The sequence below is a fragment of the Candidatus Woesearchaeota archaeon genome (genome assembly GCA_016214075.1).
GTDB lineage: Archaea > Nanobdellota > Nanobdellia > Woesearchaeales > DSVV01 > JACRPI01.
Genome location: JACRPI010000005.1, coordinates 104,082 through 128,276, shown reverse-complemented (window position 1 = coordinate 128,276; position 24,195 = coordinate 104,082). Strand labels below are relative to the sequence as shown.

Here is a 24,195-nt window from a genome sequence, read left to right as displayed (position 1 = left end):
TACATTTTGTCAACGCTCTTTCTGCTGGTTTTAAAAAGGGGAAATGCGAGGATTGAGTTATGAAAATGTTTCAATTTCAAAAAAATTTAAATAAAATGAGTTATATCAATCGATATAACATGCTAAAAAAGAAAAAAGCGCTCTCATTATCACGTTCACCTCGATTAGACACAGTCCTTATGGTAGAAACATTCATCAAACAGCATGATGGCGAATTCAAAAAAAGAAAACTTTGGGAATCATTGCCTAAAAAAATGATGTACCAAACGTATTGTGTGATCATTGATTATTTACTGTATTCTCACAAGCTTTCAATCGATGCGGAAGGAAAAATAGGCTGGATATGGTATCCAGAATCAGCAAGATCATGGCTGAAAAAAACACATCTGGGGTTAGAAAACGATGAAAAGACCTTCCGTCGCACGATTCGCTGATGATAAACTAAAGATTGCATTCTACTCTCTGAAAGAGGGCGATTATAGTGATAGACAACTGTTTGAAGCAGTCCATAAAGCGGTGCAGACTATAGAACAAAATGCATTTTCAGGGATACAACTTCGCAAACATCTTATTCCTAAAGAATACCAAGTAAAGTATGCGGTTAAGAATCTTTGGAAGTATAATCTTCCAAATGGCTGGAGACTTCTATATAGTATTGAACAAGAAGATCTTGTGATTATTAGCGTGATCTTGGAATGGTTTGATCATAAAGAGTATGAACGAAGATTTAAGTATTGAGGTGAAACGATGAACGAAACAAAATTATTGCGTATTTGTCTGCTTGTTGCGGCACTTGGCATTGTGTCTTTGTTTTTTCTTTCCGAGAATCTTGAAGCAAAGGAAATAGAGATTTCTTTGATTACCCCTGACTATGTTGGGCAAACTGTTTCTATTTCAGGCACTGTTTCGAAGATTTCTCTTGGAGATGGAATGACATTCATTACACTGGAAGATGACGGAGAACTGTTTCCTGTTGTTTTCTTTCAGGAGATTGAGGATGTCTTTTCTGGTGAGGATGTTCTTGTTTCTGGGAAAGTGCAGGAGTATAAAGGAAGATTGCAGATAGTTGGGGAAAAGTATTTGTATAGAGATTCTTGAATTGTTTCTCTCTTTATTTCACCGTTTCTTGATATTTGTATAATAAAAAAATAATAAAGGAATAGGGATTCATTAGGACTGTCTGGCGATTCAGAGGCAAAGTGAATCTTTGCTCAGCGGCAAGAGAGAAAATACACGCACCCGCAAAAGCAAAAATGTCAGGGGGACCCATTGCGTCAGCAATGGGGTCTTTATGAAATATTTTTGTAAAGAAACAAAGAAATATAGAAATCAAGAAAAGAAGAAAGAACAAAAAAATAAATAAAATAAAAAAACTATTCAATCACAATGTCTCTGTGCTTGACGCGTTTCATTTCGTCATTGCTGACTATGATTCGCACATCATACACTCCAGGAGGAACGTCTTCTGGAATATCAAGCGCAACAGAGAACTCATCAGCATCTCCTGTTCGGATATCTTCCGCTGTTGATGTCGCAACAAGACCGAGATCTGGAATGACAATCGTCAACGCGATGTTTTCCAATCTGCTCTGTCCAATATTTTCAATACTGACAAACGCTTCAAGGACATCTCCTGCTTGCACAACATCATTCGATAAATCTACTTCATCAAGTCTGATGTTATTTCTTGGATTGTTGTTTGTTTCTTCATCAGTTACTGTGATGGTAACACTGTCTGATCCTTCATTGCCGTATTGGTCATAGACAGTCAACGTCACCACGTATGTTCCATCTTTTGTAAAGACATGCCGTACGTTCTTGTTGCTGTCTGTGTCTCCATTACCAAAGTCCCAGACATAGGTAAACGGCGCAAGGCCGCCCGCATCAACATACGACGCAAAGGAAACATCAAGGTCTTCTTCGCCGCTTGTTTTGTCCGCGTTAATATGGACAGTCATTGGCGAGACGATGGTCACTCGTACTGTTCCTGTCGCAGTGACTGTATTGCCTGAACTGTCTGTCGCGACAATAGTATATGGGTAATATCCTAACGCCATTCCTGTTGTGTCAAGGATGTATTCGTAGGTTGTGCCCCCTGTATTTGGCATTGGTTCTGTTACTCCATTAATCGTAAGTTCGACAGAAGCTACCGCGTCATTGTCTGTCACATCAGCAGTGAATGTTACAGAATCATTTTGGCTCACTGGATTTGGTGAAACACTTGTACTCATTGTTGGAGTTGTTGTGTCGACAACGTTGACTGTTCGTGTTGCTGTCGCACTGTTTCCTTCACTGTCAGTTACATCATACGTTATTGTGTATGTTGCGATAACAGTAGTATCCACTGTTCCAGATGGGATAATTGAAGAGGTAAGATCTCCATCAAGACTATCTGTCGCGGTTGCTCCCGCATCTGTGTAGGAATCACCAAGTTGTACTGTTTCAGGATTGTTTCCTAAGACGGTGATGACTGGCGCTGTTGTGTCTTCCACGATAACAATTCGTGTTTCATTTGCCATGTTGCCTGCGCTGTCGGTGACGTTATATCGCACTTCATAGACGCCTACAGCACTTGTATCAACGAGGTTTACTGTGATAATGTCCGCAGTGAGATCTCCATCAACATTGTCTTCTGCTGTTGCTCCCGCGTCTGTGTAAGTTGTCGCGGCTTCGACTGTTTCTGGATCATTGCCGAGCATGGTGATGACTGGTGCTTCTGCATCAATGACTTCTAAAATATCACTTTCTTCATCATCATTGAATGATGTATCGACAACAGTCACGTTGTAGGTGAAATTTCCTGCTGATCCGAGTACTGCTGTATCAAAATCAGTGTATTCATATTCGCCGCTTCCTGTGTTGTATGTCATAATGTATGCACTGCCATCAATCTCCAATACAACAAATCCTACTCCTTCATTATCAGTTATGTCTGCTGTGAAGCTAACCAATGTTCCTAATTCCACAGGGTTTGGCGCTACATCAATATCGACTATTACTGGAGCTGTTGTATCGACAACATCTACTGTTCGAGTAACTTGTGTCGCATCGTTTCCTGATGAATCACTCACATCATACATCACTGTGTAAGAACCTAATGTGCTTGTGTCAACTGCGGACGCGTCAATCGAAATACTGCTTGTGATGTCGCCATCATAATTGTCTGTTGCTGTCGCGCCCAATTCTGTATAAGAATCATCAAGTTCAACTGTTTGCGGATCTGCGCCTGTTAAGACGATGACTGGAGCTGTTGTATCAACAACATCTACTGTTCGAGTAACTTGTGTTGCTGCATTACCACTGCTGTCTGAAACATCATACGTTACTGTGTAGGAACCTAATGTACTTGTATCAACCGCTGTCGCGTCAATTGAAATACTGCTTGTGATATCGCCGTCATAATTGTCCAACGCTGTTGCGCCCAATTCTGTATACGCATCTCCAACTTCAATTGTTTGAGGATTCGCGCCAACTAACGTGATGACGGGAATTGTTGTATCGACAACATTTACGGTTCGTGTTACTGTTGTTGCTGCATTGCCACTGCTGTCTGACACATCATATGTTACCGTGTAGGAACCTAATGTACTTGTATCAACCGCTGTCGCGTCAATGGAAATACTTGTTGTGATGTCACCGTCATAATTGTCCAACGCTGTTGCGCCCAATTCTGTATACGCATCTCCAACTTCAATTGTTTGAGGATTCGCGCCAACTAACGTGATGACTGGAATTGTTGTATCGACAACATTTACGGTTCGAGTAACTTGTGTCGCATCGTTTCCTGATGAATCACTCACATCATATGTTACTGTGTAAGAACCTAATGTGCTTGTATCAACCGCTGTCGCGTCAATTGAAATGCTGCTTGTGATGTCGCCATCATAATTATCTGTTGCAGTCGCTCCCAACTCTGCATATGCATCTCCAACTTCAATCGTCTGCGGATTTACGCCAACTAACGTGATCACGGGAATTGTTGTATCGACAACAGTAAAGTCTCCTATTTCAGTTGCTTCGTTTGCATCTGTACTTCCATCTGTTGCAGTAATTGTATATGCTTGACTTCCTAGTGTCATTCCTGTTGTTGGAATGTCAACAGAATATGTATCAGAAGAACCAACTTGAGTCATTGTGTAAATATCTGAACCAATGCTGAGTTCAACGCTGTCAACGCCACTGATATCATCAGTAACATCCGCAGTTATTGTAATTGAAGAACCATATTCTACTGGATCAGTTACTTCAACAATAGTGCTGATTGTTGGCGCAATACAATCGTATACATCAATAAATCCTGGAGAGCCTGTTTCAAAGTTTCCTGAACTATCTTCTGCGTACATATTGTAGACAAGCGAGGAAATTCCAAATGGAATAGAAGGAATTGGTTCTGCGTAATTATATGTTGGGTCGCCAACGAGATCTGAAAGAGGATAATCTGTTCCGTCAATATTAATTGCAACATAAGAAACTGCAACGTTATCAGAAACAGAAGCGAAAACACCTATATCATCACCATAACAAACAGTGAGCGGAACAGATTCTGCGTCAATAGTTGGATCAACTAAATCACCAACAGTGACATCAGAAGAAAGTGTGCTTGTATTTCCTGCACTTCCTGTTGCTAAAACATCATAAGGGTATAGAGCTGCTCCTGAACTCAGTGTGGATGCCGCTAACGTGAGGGTGTAATTACTTCCTGTGAGGGTCATGGGATAAGAAGTACTGTCAATCGTCAAAACAACAGAAGATGTTGTTTCTCCATCAAATTCGAGAACATCCGCGACAAATTCAATATCATCAGATACATCAACTGGATCCGCGACTTCTGTCGCGCCAATCACTAAAATACCTGCCGCAACCTGCGCAGTCAAAAGTATTGCAATCAAAAATATGCTTAATAGAAAAGATACTCCACTGTTATTTCTCATCCTAATTACCCCCACACCCAAATATAATGCTATGTAATCTGACGCTATATAAAAAGATTATTGTTCACGTTTCTATTAGTAGATAGTAACTCCGTCGAGGGCACATAATGATTATTTTCGTCACATTGTTTGGACGAAAATAGATCGCTTCGAGTGTTTTTTGTTTTTTTATACTCTTTTAACAAAAACAAAAGAGATGAATTGTGAGAAAGGACTTTGCTGAGCGAATGTTTGTGATGGTGCGTGTCTGTGTTGTTTACCTATTGCTTTGTTTAGTTCTTACTGCGAACACTGAGCAGTATATTTTTTATATCACCACTCACAGACTCTTCCTATGCAACAAAAAGATGTCCCAACAGTGATGAACATTCTTGAAAGAGAAGTCAAGAAATTGCCGCTTCCCATTGTCAGCGAATACGCGATCAGAGAAGGAAGAAATCCATTCAAAGCATTAATCTCCACTGTACTCAGCTTGCGGACAAAAGACAGCACGACTAGCAAAGCAACAGACAGATTATTCGCGCTCGCGGATAATCCGATAGATATGCAAAAACTGCCCATCAAAAAAATAGAAGAAGCAATTTATCCTGTTGGTTTTTACATCACCAAAGCAAAACGAATCCCAGAAATTTGCAGAATATTACTTGAGCAGTTTGATGGCAAAGTTCCTGACGAGATTGACGTGCTATTGACATTGCCAGGTGTTGGACGGAAAACCGCGAATCTTGTATTAACCCAAGGATATGGGAAATTGGGGATTTGCGTGGACACACATGTCCACAGAATTTCGAACAGACTAGGATATGTAAAAACAAAAATGCCTGATGAAACAGAATTCGCGCTACGGAAAAAATTGCCGACAGAATACTGGATTCCTTACAATGACTATCTTGTCGCGTGGGGACAAAACATTTGTAAACCCATCAGTCCTTTATGCAGTAAATGCGCTGTTTTTTCGTACTGCGATCGCGTTGGCGTTGCGAAAAGCAGGTAGAATAATATAGAACTTTAGGTTTTGGTGAAATAATGGAACTACGAAAAATTATATGGATCATCCTCGGTTTTATCTTACTTCCTGTCGCGCTTGCATTAGGAATTTTATTTTTTGGCGTTATTGCGGCAATCATTCTTGTTATCGTTGTTCTTTTCGCGTTACTTTCTTTTATCTTTTATCTCAACAGACGATTCAAATATGCATTGTATAAATTCAGGACAAACGCGCCAGGATATACGCAGCGAACAGAGCAAACTATTAAAAAGACCAAAACAAAAGGAAATGAGCAAGAAGTAGTTATCGAACAAATTGAAGAAGTGATTGAGAAAAAAGAGTAGCATCATGGCAAAATTAAAAGATTATAATATTCCAAAACAAGATGGGAAAGAGTATGCTCGTTCTGAAGCGTTAAAACATCACAAAAAGCATGTTGAGGCACGACAATCATTTGGCGGTCCATTATTGAAAGACGCGATTCTCGGTGGACAAGATGGACTTGTCAATGTTTTGGGAATTGTTCTTGGAGTCGCGACCGCGACCAATGATTTTCACGTTATTCTTGTTTCTGGACTTGCCGCGACATTCGCTGAATCCATTTCCATGGGCGCTGTTGTTTATACTTCCACAAAAGCAGCAAAGGAATATTATTACGCAGAATTAGAACGAGAGACTAAAGAAATCGAGAATGTTCCTGATCTTGAAATTGAAGAAGTTCGGGAAATTTATTATAACAAAGGATTCCGCGGCAAACAGTTGGATAGTATTGTCAAGAAAATTACTTCTGACAAAGAACTCTGGCTCAACACGATGATGACAGAAGAACTCCGCATGTTTCCTGACGAATATGAAAATCCACTGAAAAAAGGATTTTTTGTGGGGATCGCGTCGCTTATCGGTTCCATTATCCCATTACTTCCTTATTTTATTTTTTCTGTTCAATATGCAACGTATGTTGCTGTTGGGATTTGCGCTGCGATATTATTTGGCGTTGGTGTCCTGAAAGCACGATGGTTTGAATTAGATTGGAAGAAATCTGGTTTAGAAATGGCACTGATTGGAACAGTTGCTGCGCTCGTTGGATATATGATTGGATTGATTTTTGGCGTGACTGCGTGAGCAAGCATGATCACCATTCTCACTGTTGGAACATTGAAAGACAGAAACATTATCGCGCTTGTTCAAGAATATCTGAAGCGGCTTTCTTCTGAAAAGATTACTGTTTTGTCTGTCAAAGAAGAGAAAGCAACCAATGATGTTGACGCTGTTCGGAAAAAAGAAGGAGATCGATTGCTTGAGAAAATAGAAGCGATGAAAAATGATTGTTTTATTATTGCATTATCTGAAGAAGGGAAGCTGCTGAATAGTGTTGGGTTCGCTGACTTTTTGAAGAAGAACGCAGAAAAGAGAGTTATTTTTGTGATTGGCGGCGCGTATGGACTTTCGGATGCGGTGAAGAAAAAAGCGCACGTTCTTTTGTCCTTGTCACCAATGACGTTTCCTCATGAGATTGCGCATGTATTGCTTGTTGAACAAATTTATAGAAGTTGGATGATTAACAGTGGAAGAAAGTATCAGAAGTGATCTTTTCTATTGATTAAAAAATCTTTTGAGAATAATTCCAAAATGATATCGATACTCTTCCTCTTTTCCCGCATAGGTTGTTACTACTTTTTCAAACCGTTTGATAAGCTCTTCTTTGTTCACAAATTTTACTAACGCTGCAATATCCTCCTCATCCCGCGCATTTAACCGCGCTGCTTTAGTAATGACAATATCCACAGGAGCAAGAGCCTTTAAGACAACATGATTTAACCTTTTGATCTCTTCTGCTTTGTCAACATAATCATGTGGAAGCTGCTCAGAGAAAATGTAGCCATCTGTAAACAAGTCAACTTTCCAGTTCTTATCTCGTTTTGTTATCAATTTTTCGAATATTTTTTTCTGAGCAGCACTGAGACAAAAATCTACGTCAATAGTAGAGGATTTCAAACCTAAAAGTGTCATTGCTGTTCCTCCAACCGCAACAAGAATTATTTCCTTCTCTAAGATTTTGTCTTTTTCAGCAAGCCATGCCAACAACTCACTCTTGTCAATCACAAAATCACCTTTGCTTTTTCAAGAAAATCACTATCAAAAAATCTTCCAAGCAGATTCCATTTCCTGAGACGTATTGGTGTTGTCTTGAGAAGAAATTCATAATCCCCCTCTGCTAAAAACGCCAGATTTTTTTCTTTATTTTTTTTAAGAAATGATAATAATTTTTTTAATTGAGGGATTGGTTTTATGAGAAACGCTGTCTCGAGAAGATACCCTATCTCATTTTTGATCTGAAATTGAGACGCAAGCTCTAACATCTTCCAAGCGTCAATTTTATTTTTAAGAAAGAGGAATGGAATTGCTTCAATATATCTTGGAGAACGGTATTTTGTGAGAATTAACGCAATAAGCTCCTCAATAGATAAAAGCAATGATTTTCTTTTTGTTATGGCGAACAAAGGATAGCCATATCTGTTGAGATTATATTCTATCCGCTCTCTTTCTGGACTGCCTTTGGTAAGTTGGTCTAGCATTTTTTGTTCAGTTATGATTCTTGCAGCTCGCAATTTTGGACGAATGGAACGTGATAAATAGTTGCGTTCTACTTGTGTTAAAGGTGCTCCTTGCATTCTTTTATTTATGGTAGCTATTTCTACTTTCCCAAAGATAGTTGAAAAAGCTGATTCGTCTATTTTTATAAGCATAATTATAATAAAGGTTATGGTATATATAAAGATTGTGGTAATTTCTGTTATTAGTTGCGTTTCCTCATGAGATTGCGCAGGGATTACTTGTTGAACAGATCTATAGAAGTTGGATGATTAACAGTGGAAGGAAGTATCAGAAGTAGCACTAGCCATTTCTTCTTGTCCAGTGCTTTTACTCTCGACAAAGGATCGCACTTCCTCCACTCGACAAACACGAGTAAGATTTATAACCTTTTGTTCTTCCTTCAATAATAATGACAAACCCAAGCAGTGAAACGACTGGAAAAATAGAATTCATGGAAAAGCCGCATGAAGATAGTTTGACCACAAGTATTTTACATCCGCTTCTCAAACAATTGTTCTTCGAAAAGTTTACAAGCTTTAGCGAACCGCAACGGTATTCTATTTACAACATTCATTGTCGCATTAATACGCTCGTCAGCGCGCCAACTGGTTCTGGAAAAACACTGTCCGCCTTTGGCGCTGTACTGAATGAACTCATTGATCACAGCGAAAAAGGAACATTGCAGGATCGCGTTTATTGTGTTTATGTGAGTCCCCTGCGCGCGCTTTCCAATGATATTCACAAGAATCTTGTTGAGCCGCTTGAACAAATGGAAAATATTGCAGGTAAAAAATTAGGAATTCGTGTCGGTATTCGGACAGGAGATACAACTTCTTATGAAAAATCCAAGATGCTCAAAACACCACCACACATTCTCATTACCACGCCAGAAAGTCTTGCAATCATGCTCGCAAGCATTAAGTTTGTGGAACATCTTCGCAACGTGGAATGGGTTGTTATTGATGAAGTGCACGCGATCGCAGACAATAAACGCGGGGTTCATCTTTCTCTCGCGCTCGAAACACTTTCTTTTATCGCGCCGCACATTACCCGTATTGGACTAAGCGCGACTGTCGCGCCCCTCGAGAAAGTCGCTGGATTTCTTGTCGGCTCTTCGCGCAACTGTCAGATTGTGGATGTGCAATTTCTTAAAAAACTGGATTTACAAGTTATTTGTCCTGTTCCAGATCTTATCGGAACAGCGCATGAAGTTATGCACGCTGCAATGTACAAAGTTATTGATGATCTTGTGCAGCAACATAAAACAACGCTTATCTTTACGAATACACGAAGCGCTACGGAACGAGTGGTTGATCATCTGAAACACAAATTTCCAAAAAATTATACAGACAACATTGGCGCGCATCACGGAAGTCTGGGCAAGGAACTGCGACAGAATTTGGAGCGACGTCTTCGCGAAGGAAAACTGAAATGCGTGGTGTGCAGCACGTCTCTGGAGTTAGGAATTGATATTGGTTACATTGATCTTGTTATTTGTCTCAGCTCGCCAAAATCAGTCGCGCGGTTTCTTCAAAGAGCTGGACGAGCTGGACACAAATTGCATGAAACTGTCAAAGGCCGCATTATTGTGATGGACAGAGATGATCTTGTCGAGTGCAGTGTGTTGTTGAAAGCAGCTGTTGAGAAAAAGATCGATAAAATTCACATTCCTGTAAACTGTTTGGATGTTCTTGCGCAGTACATTGATGGACTCGCGCTCATGCAAGTGTGGGATGAAGAAGAACTCTTTCAGTTAGTGAAGAGGAGTTATTGTTATCGTGATTTGAAACATACTGATTATCTTGAGGTTTTGTTGTATTTAGCAGGAGAATTTACCACCCTTGAAGATCGACACATCTTCGCGAAAATCTGGAGACAGGATGGCAAATTGGGTAAACGTGGGAAATTGGGTAGAATTATTTACATGACCAATCTCGGCACTATTCCTGATGAAAGTTTTGTGATCGTCAAAGTTGGAACACAAACTATTGGTCACATTGATGAAGGATTCTTGGAGAAACTTCGACCAGGAGATGTATTTATTTTAGGCGGCGATACCTACCAATTCAAATTTTCTCGTGGCATGGTCGCGCAAGTTGTCGCGACATCGAATCGACCTCCTACTGTGCCAAGCTGGTTTTCTGATATGTTGCCGTTGAGTTTTGATCTCGCAAATGAAATTGGGCACTTCAGATTTTTAATGGAAGATAAATTTAAGCATGATAAATCGAAGAAGGATATTTTGGATTTTATTCACGAGTATCTGTATGTGGATGCAAATAGTTCTGAAGCGTTGTACAATTATTTTGCTGAACAATACGAGTATGCCGGGCATTTTCCTTCTGATCGCAAGATTTTAATCGAACATTATACTGATAATAAACAAAACAAGATTATTTTTCACACGCTTTTTGGCAGAAGGGTGAATGACGTGTTGAGTAGAGGAGTCGCGTTTGCGATTGCGCGGATGGAACATCGCGATGTCGAAATAGGCATGAACGATAATGGATTTTATGTTGGATTCGCAAAGAAGATTGACGCAGTGAAGGCATTAAAGACATTGAAATCTGATAAACTTGATTTAGTAATGAAGCACGCGATTGATCAGACAGAGATTTTGAAACGGCGGTTTAGACATTGCGCGACTCGTGGCTTTATGATTTTGCGGAATTACATGGGAAGACAGAAGAATGCTGGACGGCAGCAAGTGAGTTCGATGATTTTGATGAGCGCGGTGAAAAGGATTTCTGATGATTTTTGTATTCTCAAGGAAGCTCGACGTGAAGTACTTGAAGATTTGATGGAAATTGAAAACTCAAAGAAGGTTTTGCGCGAAATTGAGGAGGGGAAGATTAGACTTGTTGAAATTCAGACCAAGATTCCTACGCCATTCGCGTTTAATATTGCGTTGCAAGGCTTTATGGATGTGTTGAAGATTGAGGATAAGATCGCCTTTTTGCAGCGCATGCATGAATTGGTTTTGGCGAAAATTAGTTTGGAGAAGGGGAGGAAGTAAAAATTATTCTATAGTTTACAACGATAAATCTTCGCGTTAGGATAAACTGACTTTGATGTAATGTCCGCCTGCGCAGATCCATGAAGAGAAAGGTCATCTGCGTGCGCCGCACCAATAATCACTGCGTACCCATGTGGAAGTGAAGGATATGCAGCGAATACATTTGCCATGGTAAGGAGAGAATTATCATACGCTTGTCGAGTTCTGTCTTGATGACGAGCAACAAACGCTAACGCAGCTGGTTCTAATGCTTTTACCTCTTGCTCTTGCGCTTCTGTACGATGAGGAAGATTATAGAGTTCTCCATATCTTCCAATAACTTTTCCAAAATCAACCATATCTTGAGGAGATAATGCTTTATCCTCCCATCCTGTTACTAAAAGAGTTGGTATTTTTCCATATTGCACTGGAAATAATTCACTTGTATCATTGTGATCACCAAATTCATTTTCTGGAACTTGGAAAAGATCCTTTAGTTTTTGATCATCCGCATTGACGATTTCACGTTTTTTTGCTTGAATTTTATCTTCTGACCAATCCCAACCTGCTAAGTTATCAATATAATCAAAACCAATTCTATACCCTTCAAAAAATACTCCTGTAATCTTCTTGTTTCGATAGAGTGCTTCAAGCTGTCTGTAAATTCCTAATTGACAATTTGCGCCCCTCTCATCTGTTTGTATTCCATCTCCATCATGAACCTGAAGGAAGAGATGAAGTGTCAAGTCTTCTAATTCCGCAGGGAGTCCTTTTCCTGCTATATGTTCCACATTCGTGAAATACGTTTCATGAAAAGAAGAAACATGCTCAAGAACTGAAGAAGGGACAACGTCAGAAGCTTGAGCTGAAGAAGCTTGCACTGGCGCTTTTTTGTCAGGACCATCATCCAAAGCAATAAACAGAACACTCGCTCCGAGCATTCCTGCCATTGTGTACACAGTTTTTCTTGAAGTCATACAAGCAAGAAAATGACAATAATTTATAAAAGTTACTTCTGTTTAGTGATATCATTACTTATGACAAGAGTATACATGCACTTCTGGCCGCGCTTCCCGTTGTGCCGCGAACTCCATAAATTGGGCGTACAAACTTTCTGGCGCAACAACTGCGTAATCTGTTATACGACGATAATCACGTTCTCCTACTGTATCACCAAGAGGATCGTAGAATATTGCTTCGAGAGGAGTCTTTTGCCGGAAGATGATATCATTTAAACCAATATATGTTGTTCCCCATTCCTTTACGTGTAGAGGAGCATCAGCAAACGTTTGTTTTCCTGGTTCTGTTGGAAATGCAGGAACATACACTGTCCCTGACAAATCATACGTCGCAAGAGTGGATAACGCTTCTTGAAGCGGCGCAAGACAATACTCGTCATTAACAAAAAAATAATACGCAGTCATATCAACTCGTAACGCATCTAAAGATGCTGCATAGTGAAGATTTTCTGTTTCTACTATTTCTGGAAAGTATCTTGTTTGCGGATGAAGCTGCGCGGTATCTGTTTCGGGAGAAGTACAAGAAAGAAGGACTGTTAATGTAATGTTCATCTTCATTGGAGAAGCGTCAAGATATATAATAATAATGACATAATAGTGGCGGACATGAATAAATTATATAGCTGAGGTGATTTATTATCGAACATTTGTATCACCTCATCTGGATAGTGAATGCGCATTTCTTTGTTCGAATATTTGGCACATTCACTATACTTGTGTCGTTTACTATAAATTTACGCTTTTCTTCCGTACACTAGTAATCCTGCTGCGACGAGATTAAGGAGCGCATGACCCGTCATCTGTGATTGCGGCAAACCTGCAACAAGCATATAGATGTGCGTTACGACGACTATTCCTACTCCAACCCAAAAGACAATATTTTTTGTTTTTTTGTTGACCATTTTTTCACCTTCCCTAATTATCTGACACTTTCCTCAGATAACATCCACATCGTCTAAATGCTTTGTGAATTCTGAAAACGCGATTTTTGTTCTTACTAATTTCCAATCCAAACGCTGGATAATATGCGCCATGCCTTCAAGAAGATCTTTCTGCGTGAGAATTCCGGTGAGTTCTCCATTTCTGTTTATGACAGGGAAACGCCTGATGTGATACTTTTTCATTAACGCGAACGCGCTGATGATATCCGCGTCCTCTGGAAGGAATCGGACACTTAGTGTCATGACTTCTTCGACGAGATGTTTGTGCGGCTCTTTTTCCTCAAGGACTACTTTCTTTAGATAATCTCGTTCTGTTATGATTCCAATAGGTTTGTTATTTTCTTCAACGACCAAACTGCTGATATTATTTTTTGCCATCTTTTTTGCTGCGTGTAACAGGTTTTCTTTCCTGCTTATAGTTATAACTTTCTTCGTCATCCAGTGATGGACTTCTCTGTATTCTGCTTCGTTTTGTAGAACTGTACTCCCCATGCTTTGTTTTTGGTCCTTACTTCTATTTAAATATGTGTTACTATTAAGAAATGAACTTCTTGGAAAATTATTGTTTTTTCCTGTGTAAAGCAGTGTGCAACCGCAATGTTTTTATAGCCCTTTTGCCCGTGAAGAAGCTGGAAGGAGAATTATCGGCGAGTTATTCGTCATTTTCCTTTAATCAATCAAAAAACCGAGGTGTACCCTATGCCACAAGCACAAGAATTTTATGACGTGAAAAGCAAAAAGAAATTTAAGACAGACAAATACAGACTCGTTACCAAAAGCGGACGAAACTTTATTGTCGCTAAATCCGAATGCGGACCGCATGAATGCTGGCGCGTTGTTTCTAAAGAAACAGCAGCTAAATTGAAGTAAGATTTTTTCTTTCTTCTTTTTTTCTTCTCGTCGAATTCTTTGAAAAGTTACCGGAAAGTTTATAAATTCTGACCCTCTACTATTTATAAATTTAACTTGCGTTGGGGAATGTAAGTCAGAATAACACTTATGCTGTTTGTGATGAGACTGTCTCATTCTGCATAAAATCTCGGGGGAAAACCATGGCTCAATTCGTTAAAAAATGCCCAGAATGCGCTGGCGTCAATTTATTCTGGAACAAAGAAAAAGGAGAAATCATCTGTAAAGACTGCGGTCTTGTTGTTGAAGAAAAGATGGTTGACTTCGGTCAAGAATGGCGTGAATTTGACAGTGATGGCGCTGACAAACGAAGACGAACTGGCGCGCCAATGACGTATACCCAATATGATAGAGGATTAGGAACTGAAGTTGGACGAAAAGCTGATCTTTATCAGCTTGGGAGTCGCGAGAGAAATAAATTTTATAGACTTCGTAAATGGCAGTACAGAATCAGCACTGCAATCGAACGAAACCTGAAATTAGCACTTGCAGAATTAAAACGAGTGAGTTCATTCTTGAAACTGCCTGAAAGCGTTGAAGAAGAATCCGCGCGAATTTATACGCACGCTGTTCAACGTGGATTGGTTCGTGGTCGAAGTATGGAAAGTGTTGTCGCAGGAGCTCTTTACGCTGCTTGTCGCAGACACGACGTTCCACGAACGCTTGATGAACTTTCTGAAGCGTCGGGTATTGAGAAGAAAGAAATTGGACGAACGTATCGGTTTGTCACTCGTGAATTAGGGATTACTATTTTACCAAGCAATCCTGTAGATTATATCGCACGATTTGCTTCTGCTCTTAAATTAACTGCTGAGACGCAAAGTAAAGCAATTGAGATTTTGGATCGCGCACAGAAGTGTGAATTAACTTCTGGACGAGGACCAACAGGAATCGCAGCTGCCGCGCTTTATGTGAGCGCTCTTGTTCACGGTGAGAAACGAACACAGCGGGAAGTTGCTGATGTTGCTGGCGTGACAGAAGTTACTATTCGTAATCGATATAAGGAATTACTCGATGAACTTGATCTTGAGAAAGAGATTAAGAAGACGAAAAAGAAGAAGAAGTAGGTTTTTGTTTATTTTCTTTATTACTTTTATTATTCACTTTGATAAAATTATTTCTTAATAATACCCCAAAGCACCATTTCTTTTTTTAACGTGGTGCTTTGGGTCCCCACTGCGTTCATGCAGTTGGTGCGTGTATTTTATGATAAAGGTATTTTTAGGAAACAAAAAAATAATGACAACAAAAACACACTTTGTCCAGCGCCCCTCCCCTTCCTCACACTCCCCAAACCACTCTGTCCAGTGTTCTTATTCTCAGAAAATACAATCCACAACCCCCACTCGACACGCCAGCGTGAGATATATAAAGAAGGAAGTTAACACCTTTTGTATGGCTGATGAAAATCCTCTGGAGACCATTAAAATGACTAAAGATCTTGCTATAAGAAACAGCACTGCTGAATTCCTTATATTTACTGCACAGTCAGGAGAAGATTCTATTGAAGTAAAGTATGCGGAGGAGACTCTTTGGTTATCACAGAAAATGATGGCAAAGCTGTTTGATGTTACTGTTCCCACAATAAATGAACACCTTAAAAATATATATGAATCTAAAGAATTAAACGAAAAATCAACTATTAGGAAATTCAGAATAGTTCAAAATGAAGCGAATAGAAGTGTGCAAAGAGAGGTAGATTTTTACAACTTAGATGCAATCATTTCTCTTGGATATCGGGTAAATTCACAGAGAGCCACTCAGTTTAGGATTTGGGCAACAAGAATTATTAAAGAATTTGCAATCAAAGGATATGTTTTAGACAAAAAAAGACTAGAAAATGGAAATTATTTAAATAAGAATTACTTTGATGAACTTTTAGCTGAAATTAGGGAAATACGATTAAGTGAACGAAATTTCTACCAAAAAATAACTGATCTTTATGCAACAAGCTTAGATTATAATAAAAACGCAGAAACAACTAGAGAATTCTTCGCTAAAGTTCAAAATAAACTCCATTATGCAATACACAAACATACTGCGCCAGAATTAATTGTGAAAAGAGCAGATAGCAAGAAAGATTATATGGGTTTAACATCATGGAGAAATTCTCCTAAGGGTAGAATACTCAAGACCGACGTATCCATTGCAAAAAATTACTTAACAAAAAAAGAATTAGAATCTTTAGGAAGAATAGTCAGTGCATACCTTGATTTAGCAGAAGAAAGGGCAAAAAGAAAAATACCTATGACCATGGAAGATTGGTCAAAAAGACTTGATTTGTTCTTAGAATTTGATGAAAGAGAAATATTAAAATCCGCAGGTGAAATAACCGCAGAGATTGCAAAACAGCATGCAGAAAGCGAATTTGAAAAGTATCGAATAGTTCAAGATAATTTGTTCGAATCTGATTTTGACAAAGTCACTAAAAAATTATTAGAACAAAAAGATTAATTCAAAACAAACCAAAGAACTATCACAAGACAAACCACTCTGTCCAGTGCTTTTATTCTCAGTAAATGCAGTGCACTCCTCACACTGGACACGTCAGCGTGAGATATATAAAGAATGAAGTTAACACCTTTTGTATGGAACAAAAGTCTCTTGTGCTATTTGAGAATAAACAGATCAGAAGAGCATGGTATAATGCCAAATGGTGGTTTGTGATAGAGGATGTTATTTCAGTTCTTACTGATTCTAAAGACCCTAAAGGGTACATTAAAGATATGCGCAGACGTGATGAGATTCTCTCTCAAGGGTGGGGGCAAATTGCCACCCCCCTCTCATTTCCCACAGCAGGGGGTGTACAAAATATAAACTGTGCAAGCACAGAAGGCATCTTCCGCATCATCCAATCCATTCCTTCTCCGAAAGCTGAACCGTTCAAACAATGGCTCGCGAAAGTGGGATATGAACGTGTGCAGGAGATTGAAAATCCTGAACTCTCGATGGAACGAATGAAGGATGTATACAGACTCAAAGGATACTCTGATGAATGGATTGAAAAGCGAACACGAGGAATCGCTGTACGACAAGAACTCACTGATGAATGGAAAGCACGAGGAGCACAGGAAAACAAAGACTTTGCAATACTGACCAATGAAATCTCCAAAGCAACATTTGGAAAAACAGTGGAAGAATACAAAGAGCACAAAAATCTCAGCAAACAAAATCTGCGTGATCACATGGATGACATGGAACTTATTCTCACGATGCTCGGAGAAGCAACAACAACAAGATTAACTAAAGAAAGAGATTCTGAGAAATTACCTGCTTTAAAGAAAGACGCGAAAGATGGCGGCGATGTTGCAGGAGCAACGCGCAAAGATATTGAAAAAAGAATTGGAAAATCAATAGTGAGTTCTGACAATTATCTGGAAACTCCAGAAAAAGTGAAGCGATTGGAGAAATAAGAAATCCTTGCTTTTATTCTCTTCTTCTTGAAAATAACCTGACCAACCAATACGTTTAAAAACACCCCTCTGTTTTATATAAAATAATTATCTCTAACAATGACATTCCAACAACTGCATCTCATCGAACCGCTTCAAAAAGCGCTTGCAAAGCAAGGATATACAACGCCTACTCCTATTCAATTGAAATCTATTCCTGACCTTCTCGCAGGCAAAGATCTCATTGGCATCGCTCAAACAGGAACAGGTAAAACTGCCGCGTTTGTCCTCCCTATTCTTCAGCGCATGACTGAAAAATATCCGCGAGTGGTTCGTGTACTGGTTCTTGCACCAACACGAGAACTTGCCGCGCAGATAGGGGAGAGTTTTACTGCGTATGGTCAATTTCTTAGATTCAAACATACTGTTATTTTTGGCGGGGTTGGTCAAGGACCACAAGTCAATGCAATCTCCCGAGGCGTTGATATTATTGTCGCAACACCAGGACGACTGCTTGATTTAATGAATCAATGTGAAGTAAGCTTAAAAGACATTGAGTTCTTCGTTCTCGATGAAGCGGATCGAATGCTTGATATGGGATTTATTCATGATATCAAAAAAATTATCGCAAAGTTACCTCCTAGACGACAATCACTTTTTTTCTCCGCGACTATGTCCCCGCAAGTAACGCAGCTTGCGCATCAACTGCTCACGAATCCAGTTCGTGTTGAAGTTGCGCCACAAGCAACCACTGCTGAACGCATCAAACAATGCGTTTTTTTTGTGGACACCACAGTGAAAGAAAAACTCCTTTTAGAACTCTTGCTGCAAAAACACCTTACTCGTGTCTTAGTGTTTACCCGTACAAAGCATCGCGCAAATAAAGTCGCTGCGTATCTTTGCAGCCATAACATCGAAACATTCGCGATTCATGGCAATAAATCACAAGGCGCCCGAACACTCGCGCTCGCGAATTTTAAATCAGGCAGAACTAAAGTTCTGGTTGCGACGGACATTGCTGCCCGCGGGATTGATATTGATGATATTTCTCACGTTATTAATTTTGAACTTCCTAACGGACCTGAAAATTATGTGCACCGAATTGGGAGAACCGCACGGGCAGGGGCTGGCGGAACAGCGTATTCTTTTTGCGCTGCTGACGAGAGAGATTATCTTCGCGATATTGAACGGTTAATCCGTTTGAAAGTTGAAGTGATGCCTCATCCTTATCATTCCGATCACGCCCAAAATGCTTCTGGAGTAATTGCTCGCCCTCCTCCACAACAGCAACGAGGGCGTTCAAGAAGATCTAGATCTCAACAGGGATCACGATTTAGAAGATAGCACAAGACAAACCACGCTGTCCAGTGCTCTTATTCTCAGTAAAGTGAATCCACTTCCCCCACTAGACACGCCAGTGTGAGATATATAAAATCTGAAAAGAGTCTCATTTCATGGCTAAAGAAATCAATCTAGCATTATCAAGCACAGATAAAATAAAGAATAAAATTTACACCCTAAGAGGTATGCAAGTGATGCTTGATGCAGATCTTGCAGTGCTTTATAATGTAGAGACAAAACAGATTAATAGAGCTGTAAAAAGGAATAGCGAGCGATTTCCTAATGATTTTATGTTTCAAATCTCACTAAAGGAATTTGATACCTTGAAGTCACAAGTTGTGACCTCAAACACAAAAGATTTAAGGTTCCAATTTGGCACCTCAAGATTAGAATATGGTGGAAGGAGATATTTACCTTATGCTTTTACAGAGCAGGGTGTAGCTATGCTTTCAGGGGTCTTAAGAAGTGGAACTGCAATAAAAGTGAGCATTCAAATAATGAGTACATTTGTCGCTATGAGAAGATTTATCTCTTCAAACGCACAGATATTTCATAGATTGGATGTTGTTGAGACAAAACAGATTGAACATGATAAAAAATTTGATGATATATTCGATGCCCTCCAAAGCAGAGACATAAAGCCAGAGAAAGGCATATTTTTTGATGGACAGATATTTGATTCATACAAATTTGTTTCAGACATCATGAGAAATGCTCATATCTCCATAGTTCTCATTGACAATTATATTGATGATTCTGTCTTGACGCTGTTTAGCAAGAGAAATAAAAATGTAGCAGTTACTATCTTCACTAAAGAGATTCCTAAACAATTATCCCTTGACTTGGCTAAATATAATTTACAATATCCGTTTGTTGAAGTGAAAGAATTTACGCAGTCACACGACAGATTTCTGATAATTGACAATAAAGAAGTGTACCATTTTGGAGCATCATTAAAAGACTTGGGCAAAAAATGGTTTGCTTTCTCAAGATTTGACAAAGAAGCATTCAAGCTGTTGGATAAGCTTGGGTTGAAATGAATGTACGTACCCACATTAATTGACTGCAGCAACTACTCGACAAGGTGCGCCATCTGCATCAGTTATTTTCATAGGCAGGATAAAACAGGTAAATCGTTGCCCTGATAATTTCTCTAAATGACTGAGGTTCTCAACTATGAGAATATCTCTTTTAAGAAATATTTTGTGAACATCATATGGTTCATTATCAGGAGTAAAAGAATCTAAACCAACGATACTTATGCCTTTTTCAACTAATTGCTGAGCAGTTTTCTCTGTTATTACAGGATTGTTTTCAAAATAATCCGAAGCACACGCTTTATCTGCATGTGACGTCAGAAAAAAGACAATATCATGCTTCTTCACTTTTGATAAGTCAGACTCAATGTTTTTCTGCCCTCTGACATCAATGACAATTGCTTCCCCAATAAACTTGTTTATTGAAAAATCGCTTAACGTTTTTCCATTTTCAATCATGTGAGAAGGAGCATCTATATGAGTTGATACATGCGTATGTATTTCTAGAAATGTTTTTCCGTATGTGTGTTCTTTCACATTCTCACGTTTGATTTTTATTGGTGGATCACCTGGAAAAGTTGGTGTTTTCTCATCAATTGGCATTGTTAAATCCAAATATTTCATAAAAATATAGATAAAAGTCCAGATATAAATAGGTTTAGACTGAAACTCCACCTTTCCCACTCCCCAAATCCCCTTGTCCAGTGCTTTTATTCTCAGTAAAGTGAATCCACTTCCTCCACTGGACATGCGAGCGTGAAGTATATATAGAAGTTCTGTTTAAGATATGATTATAACATTTAAGCAAAAATCATTTGAGGTTGTCAAGAACTACTGGTTAATAAAGACTGGTGGCATGAACTAAAGACTCAGTGGTTCTTGAGCACAACGCTCATACCACCCCTCCAGAGAATACCCTGATGGTATTCGGTTGTGTCAAAATGGCAGAAACAGCAAAAAAACCAACTAAAACACGAGATACCCCATTAATGGAAGTCACCCTGAGAAGATACGAGAAACCCCTTGGTCTCGAAGATCGAGAACTTGTTCGCAAATTCTGCTTAGGTGTTGGACTCTTACAGCCTGGAGACAGCAGAGACGTTGTTGTCGATGTTCTTATGGCAATGCTCCTCGCGAAAAAGGAAAAAACAATGCTCAGCTCAGAAGAGATTAATGAAAAAGTTATTGGCATACGAAAGAAGTATAATTTAGCGCAGTTGGGGATTGCGCCATCCAACGTGCGCAGACAGATCAAACGATTGCGTGAGTTATTGCTTGTAGAAAAAGTGAAAAGCAGCTACCGCATCATTGAATTTGGAACACTCTCCACACATTACGATGAAAAGTTTTCGCAGTTCCTGCTTCCAACGATTGTGACCAGAATTAAGGAATACTTTGGAGAAATGGACACCAGATTTTAGCGCGGAACATGAGAACAAAAGAAACCTTCATTCTATACGAACCTGCAGAAGACAGCTTTCTCATCCAAAAGCACATTAAGGAATACGCAAAAGGAACCGTCCTGGAGATAGGAACTGGTTCTGGGATTCTCGCAGAAACAGCAGCACAGTGTGCAAACGTCCAAACAGTTCTTGCGGTAGATGTTCAGAAAGGAGTGATTGATCACTGCAAAAAAATTATTAAAAAGGAGAAAATAACGTTTAAACAAGGTGATCTTTTCTCGAACATAAAAGCAGATAAATTTGATTGCATCATCTTCAATCCGCCGTATCTTCCGACCAATCCACGAGCTCCAGACATAACCTTAGACGCAGGAAAAAAAGGATATGAACTTATTGAACGATTTCTTGCTGCGGTGAACAACTATCTTGCTCCTGATGGAACAGTTCTTCTTCTTTTCAGCTCGTTTTCTAAAAAGCATATTATTGATGAGATTATTAAAAAGAATCTTTTCGAAGCAAAAGAAATTGATCAGCAACACATTTCCTTTGAAACATTATATGTGTATGCGATCACAAAATCAGCGCTTCTCAAAGAACTTGAAAAACATAAAATAACAGATGTTCATTATTTCGCAAAAGGAAAACGAGGGTTGGTGTATAAAGGAGTGTATAAACGAAAAGCAGTGGTGGTGAAAATACAACGACCTGACGCAATAACACTTTCCACTGTGCAATTTGAAGCAACATGGTTGAAAAAACTGAATCCGCATCACATTGGACCAACACTTTTCTTTGCAACAGAGACGTTTCTTGTGATGGAACTTATTGAAGGATATTTATTTGAGGAATTTATTCAAACACATCAGAAAAAAGACATTCTTTCTATGATCAAAAAACTTTTACAACAAATGTATCTTCTTGATTCTTTGGGCATCAATAAATATGAAATGAATCACCCCGACAAACATATCATTATCAGAAAAGGAATTCCTATCATGATTGACTTTGAACGCTGCAGACATACAGAAGATCCAAAGAACATCACGCAAGTGGTGCAATTTATCACTGCAACAAGAATTACATTGTTATTAGAAAAGAAAGGAATTCATGTGGACAAAAAAGGGATGCAGGATGCTGCAAGAGGGTATAAATTGAATAGAAATAAAAAGAATTATAACACTATTATTACGTTCATACGATAGGAAAGAATCGCAAACAAAGCCAAATATTCGCAAAGTCAATACACTCTTCAATCCATTTTGAAATATTTGATAAATTAAATAAATAATAGCTAAAGAGTGTATGTGCAGTGCTTGGCGACAATTCTTTCGCCAATTGGAAGCGAGGTGCGCTTCGTTACACTCAGCAGCACTAAAAAACTAAGACTGCGTTACTTAGCAATACTGATAAGAGAAGAAAGAAACAAAATGACAAAACATTGCCCGAAATGTGGATCTGCAAAAACAAAAACTCAATTATATATGGACATTAATATTCTTATTTGTGAAAAATGCGGCTATGACGAATCTGCTCTTTACGAAATTTATCCAGAACACAAAACATCACAAAAAGCAAAAGGACAGTTTAGTCCGTACAAAACAGGCGGAAGCAAAAGAACGAAATAGTACGCAGATTATCTCTCTGACGCACCACAAAGCACTTGCCAGATACGCCATAACTTTTATAAATTATTAACTATTTCTTAGTGGTAATATGGTACAAACATACAAAGCATTTATTTTTGCCAGTACAGCATTAGTATCTTCTTACAGCGTTTATGCTGAAGAATTTAGATCTCAACGCACCCCTACTGAATTAGCAAGTTTTTTTCCTGGTTCTGTAGAACTTATTCCTCTTAAAAATCAAAAATATCCGTCACTTCCTGAAGATGTCCAAGAGGAATTGGCTTTCATAGCAGACCAGATGTTGAGCCCAGCACACGCTTGTGAATTATATAATACACTCACAAAGACAACGCAGATTCACTGGTGTTTAGCAGCTGATTATGATTTGTATGCAGATAGATCCGCCACTCGCTATAATCTCAGCCATCATGATGTCAAGATCTACAATGCCCATGATTCTCTTGAACTTGCTGTTTCTGTTTATGATGTACCCACTCTCTCGACGCTTCACGTAGAAGTCCAGAACAGTCTTGGAACAATTATCAGTAACGCAGCATATCCTCATGATGCAATTCTTCAAGATCCTTCTTATCAAGCACTTCTTGCAGCGTTTGTTCAACCATATTCAAACGACTCTACCTATCCAGAACTGAAGCGCACTAATTCTGTTAAAGCAGAGGAAAAGAGAACTACAGCTTCGCAAGATTATACATACACGCTTCCTTTCCCTCTTCCTGCAAGCGATTTTTACCGTGTCACGCTTCGCATTATACCATCGGAAAAACTCCAGGAACAATACCCAAGAGACTCTATTTTTCAAGGATTTGTTCAGTATTTACCAACAGATGGATCATACCAAGCACCAGCCACTCATGCGTACCTCACTGCAACAGTTATTATAAAACCTGAGCCAAGAGATGAGAATTCTTATGATACGCAACTTTGGAAGGCAAATCCTCTTCCCTCTCCATGGGACAAAAAAGAAACAGCACCTGTTGAATTTAATGGTTGGTAGATTT

At 39.1% G+C, this 24,195-nt stretch carries 27 protein-coding genes; 19 read left to right on the top strand and 8 right to left on the bottom strand.

Annotated elements, in window-relative coordinates; all coding sequences use genetic code 11:
• The first annotated feature begins 119 nt into the window (after positions 1 to 119).
• The 3 genes from HZC31_01420 to HZC31_01410 are packed head-to-tail and all read left to right on the top strand — an operon-like array spanning position 120 to position 1,098.
• Entirely contained in the window at positions 120 to 434 is a 315-nt protein-coding gene (locus tag HZC31_01420) for a hypothetical protein (protein MBI5002025.1), read from the top strand.
• Positions 403 to 738 (top strand): type II toxin-antitoxin system RelE/ParE family toxin, encoded by a 336-nt coding sequence (locus HZC31_01415; protein ID MBI5002024.1) that lies wholly within the window; start codon positions 403 to 405, stop codon positions 736 to 738. Before HZC31_01420 ends, HZC31_01415 begins: the two co-directional genes overlap by 32 nt.
• A gap of 9 nt (positions 739 to 747) precedes the next feature.
• Positions 748 to 1,098, top strand: a complete 351-nt coding sequence (locus HZC31_01410) for an OB-fold nucleic acid binding domain-containing protein (GenBank protein MBI5002023.1) — start codon at positions 748 to 750, stop codon at positions 1,096 to 1,098.
• 275 nt (positions 1,099 to 1,373) lie between these two features.
• Here HZC31_01410 and HZC31_01405 read toward each other — a convergent pair whose 3' ends face one another.
• Positions 1,374 to 4,931: a DUF5011 domain-containing protein gene (locus HZC31_01405; protein MBI5002022.1), complete on the bottom strand. Its 3,558-nt coding sequence runs from the start codon at positions 4,929 to 4,931 to the stop codon at positions 1,374 to 1,376.
• 334 nt (positions 4,932 to 5,265) lie between these two features.
• Between HZC31_01405 and HZC31_01400 the strand changes: the two genes are divergently transcribed.
• Genes HZC31_01400 through HZC31_01385 form a run of 4 tightly spaced genes read left to right on the top strand, consistent with a single transcriptional unit; the run spans position 5,266 to position 7,506 of the window.
• Positions 5,266 to 5,925 carry an endonuclease III gene (locus HZC31_01400; GenBank protein ID MBI5002021.1) on the top strand — a complete coding sequence of 220 codons (660 nt, stop codon included), beginning with the start codon at positions 5,266 to 5,268 and terminating at the stop codon, positions 5,923 to 5,925.
• 32 nt (positions 5,926 to 5,957) lie between these two features.
• Complete coding sequence (locus HZC31_01395; GenBank protein MBI5002020.1) at positions 5,958 to 6,263, top strand: DUF4191 family protein; 306 nt, start codon at positions 5,958 to 5,960, stop codon at positions 6,261 to 6,263.
• Between the two features lie 4 nt (positions 6,264 to 6,267).
• Positions 6,268 to 7,041 (top strand): VIT1/CCC1 transporter family protein, encoded by a 774-nt coding sequence (locus tag HZC31_01390; protein ID MBI5002019.1) that lies wholly within the window; start codon positions 6,268 to 6,270, stop codon positions 7,039 to 7,041.
• Between the two features lie 6 nt (positions 7,042 to 7,047).
• The gene (locus HZC31_01385) at positions 7,048 to 7,506 is read left to right on the top strand and encodes a 23S rRNA (pseudouridine(1915)-N(3))-methyltransferase RlmH (protein MBI5002018.1); all 459 of its coding nucleotides are present in this window, start codon (positions 7,048 to 7,050) and stop codon (positions 7,504 to 7,506) included.
• 6 nt (positions 7,507 to 7,512) lie between these two features.
• Here HZC31_01385 and HZC31_01380 read toward each other — a convergent pair whose 3' ends face one another.
• Together HZC31_01380 and HZC31_01375 are read right to left on the bottom strand one after the other, a co-directional pair.
• Positions 7,513 to 8,022: a hypothetical protein gene (locus HZC31_01380; GenBank protein MBI5002017.1), complete on the bottom strand. Its 510-nt coding sequence runs from the start codon at positions 8,020 to 8,022 to the stop codon at positions 7,513 to 7,515.
• Positions 8,019 to 8,666: a hypothetical protein gene (locus HZC31_01375; GenBank protein MBI5002016.1), complete on the bottom strand. Its 648-nt coding sequence runs from the start codon at positions 8,664 to 8,666 to the stop codon at positions 8,019 to 8,021. Before HZC31_01375 ends, HZC31_01380 begins: the two co-directional genes overlap by 4 nt.
• 44 nt (positions 8,667 to 8,710) lie before the next feature.
• Between HZC31_01375 and HZC31_01370 the strand changes: the two genes are divergently transcribed.
• Together HZC31_01370 and HZC31_01365 are read left to right on the top strand one after the other, a co-directional pair.
• Positions 8,711 to 8,812 (top strand): 23S rRNA (pseudouridine(1915)-N(3))-methyltransferase RlmH, encoded by a 102-nt coding sequence (locus HZC31_01370; GenBank protein MBI5002015.1) that lies wholly within the window; start codon positions 8,711 to 8,713, stop codon positions 8,810 to 8,812.
• Between the two features lie 153 nt (positions 8,813 to 8,965).
• Complete coding sequence (locus HZC31_01365; protein MBI5002014.1) at positions 8,966 to 11,530, top strand: ATP-dependent helicase; 2,565 nt, start codon at positions 8,966 to 8,968, stop codon at positions 11,528 to 11,530.
• Positions 11,531 to 11,538: 8 nt separating this feature from the next.
• Here HZC31_01365 and HZC31_01360 read toward each other — a convergent pair whose 3' ends face one another.
• The 4 genes from HZC31_01360 to HZC31_01345 form a co-directional block, all read right to left on the bottom strand.
• Positions 11,539 to 12,486 carry a hypothetical protein gene (locus HZC31_01360; protein MBI5002013.1) on the bottom strand — a complete coding sequence of 316 codons (948 nt, stop codon included), beginning with the start codon at positions 12,484 to 12,486 and terminating at the stop codon, positions 11,539 to 11,541.
• Positions 12,487 to 12,540: 54 nt separating this feature from the next.
• Positions 12,541 to 13,080, bottom strand: a complete 540-nt coding sequence (locus HZC31_01355) for a hypothetical protein (protein ID MBI5002012.1) — start codon at positions 13,078 to 13,080, stop codon at positions 12,541 to 12,543.
• A gap of 182 nt (positions 13,081 to 13,262) precedes the next feature.
• A complete protein-coding gene (locus tag HZC31_01350; protein ID MBI5002011.1) occupies positions 13,263 to 13,430 on the bottom strand; it encodes a hypothetical protein in 168 nt (55 codons plus the stop codon).
• A gap of 33 nt (positions 13,431 to 13,463) precedes the next feature.
• A complete protein-coding gene (locus tag HZC31_01345; GenBank protein MBI5002010.1) occupies positions 13,464 to 13,961 on the bottom strand; it encodes a CBS domain-containing protein in 498 nt (165 codons plus the stop codon).
• 207 nt (positions 13,962 to 14,168) lie between these two features.
• Between HZC31_01345 and HZC31_01340 the strand changes: the two genes are divergently transcribed.
• The 6 genes from HZC31_01340 (at position 14,169) to HZC31_01315 (ending at position 20,151) form a co-directional block, all read left to right on the top strand.
• On the top strand, positions 14,169 to 14,339 hold the full coding sequence (locus HZC31_01340) for a hypothetical protein (protein ID MBI5002009.1): 171 nt from the start codon (positions 14,169 to 14,171) through the stop codon (positions 14,337 to 14,339).
• Positions 14,340 to 14,521: 182 nt separating this feature from the next.
• On the top strand, positions 14,522 to 15,445 hold the full coding sequence (locus HZC31_01335; protein MBI5002008.1) for a transcription initiation factor IIB: 924 nt from the start codon (positions 14,522 to 14,524) through the stop codon (positions 15,443 to 15,445).
• Positions 15,446 to 15,806: 361 nt separating this feature from the next.
• Positions 15,807 to 16,832, top strand: coding sequence for a virulence RhuM family protein (locus HZC31_01330; GenBank protein MBI5002007.1), 1,026 nt, complete (start codon positions 15,807 to 15,809; stop codon positions 16,830 to 16,832).
• Between the two features lie 134 nt (positions 16,833 to 16,966).
• Positions 16,967 to 17,791: a Bro-N domain-containing protein gene (locus tag HZC31_01325; GenBank protein MBI5002006.1), complete on the top strand. Its 825-nt coding sequence runs from the start codon at positions 16,967 to 16,969 to the stop codon at positions 17,789 to 17,791.
• A gap of 99 nt (positions 17,792 to 17,890) precedes the next feature.
• Positions 17,891 to 19,114 (top strand): DEAD/DEAH box helicase, encoded by a 1,224-nt coding sequence (locus HZC31_01320; protein MBI5002005.1) that lies wholly within the window; start codon positions 17,891 to 17,893, stop codon positions 19,112 to 19,114.
• A gap of 110 nt (positions 19,115 to 19,224) precedes the next feature.
• A complete protein-coding gene (locus tag HZC31_01315) occupies positions 19,225 to 20,151 on the top strand; it encodes an ORF6N domain-containing protein (protein MBI5002004.1) in 927 nt (308 codons plus the stop codon).
• 15 nt (positions 20,152 to 20,166) lie between these two features.
• Here HZC31_01315 and HZC31_01310 read toward each other — a convergent pair whose 3' ends face one another.
• The gene (locus HZC31_01310) at positions 20,167 to 20,772 is read right to left on the bottom strand and encodes a cyclase family protein (protein MBI5002003.1); all 606 of its coding nucleotides are present in this window, start codon (positions 20,770 to 20,772) and stop codon (positions 20,167 to 20,169) included.
• A gap of 317 nt (positions 20,773 to 21,089) precedes the next feature.
• Here HZC31_01310 and HZC31_01305 point away from each other — a divergent pair, with 317 nt between their 5' ends.
• From HZC31_01305 to HZC31_01290, 4 genes are all read left to right on the top strand, one after another.
• Positions 21,090 to 21,569 carry a hypothetical protein gene (locus HZC31_01305; GenBank protein MBI5002002.1) on the top strand — a complete coding sequence of 160 codons (480 nt, stop codon included), beginning with the start codon at positions 21,090 to 21,092 and terminating at the stop codon, positions 21,567 to 21,569.
• 8 nt (positions 21,570 to 21,577) lie between these two features.
• Positions 21,578 to 22,753, top strand: a complete 1,176-nt coding sequence (locus HZC31_01300) for a methyltransferase (GenBank protein ID MBI5002001.1) — start codon at positions 21,578 to 21,580, stop codon at positions 22,751 to 22,753.
• A gap of 225 nt (positions 22,754 to 22,978) precedes the next feature.
• A complete protein-coding gene (locus tag HZC31_01295) occupies positions 22,979 to 23,176 on the top strand; it encodes a hypothetical protein (protein ID MBI5002000.1) in 198 nt (65 codons plus the stop codon).
• A gap of 88 nt (positions 23,177 to 23,264) precedes the next feature.
• Positions 23,265 to 24,191 carry a hypothetical protein gene (locus HZC31_01290; protein MBI5001999.1) on the top strand — a complete coding sequence of 309 codons (927 nt, stop codon included), beginning with the start codon at positions 23,265 to 23,267 and terminating at the stop codon, positions 24,189 to 24,191.
• Positions 24,192 to 24,195 lie beyond the last annotated feature (4 nt).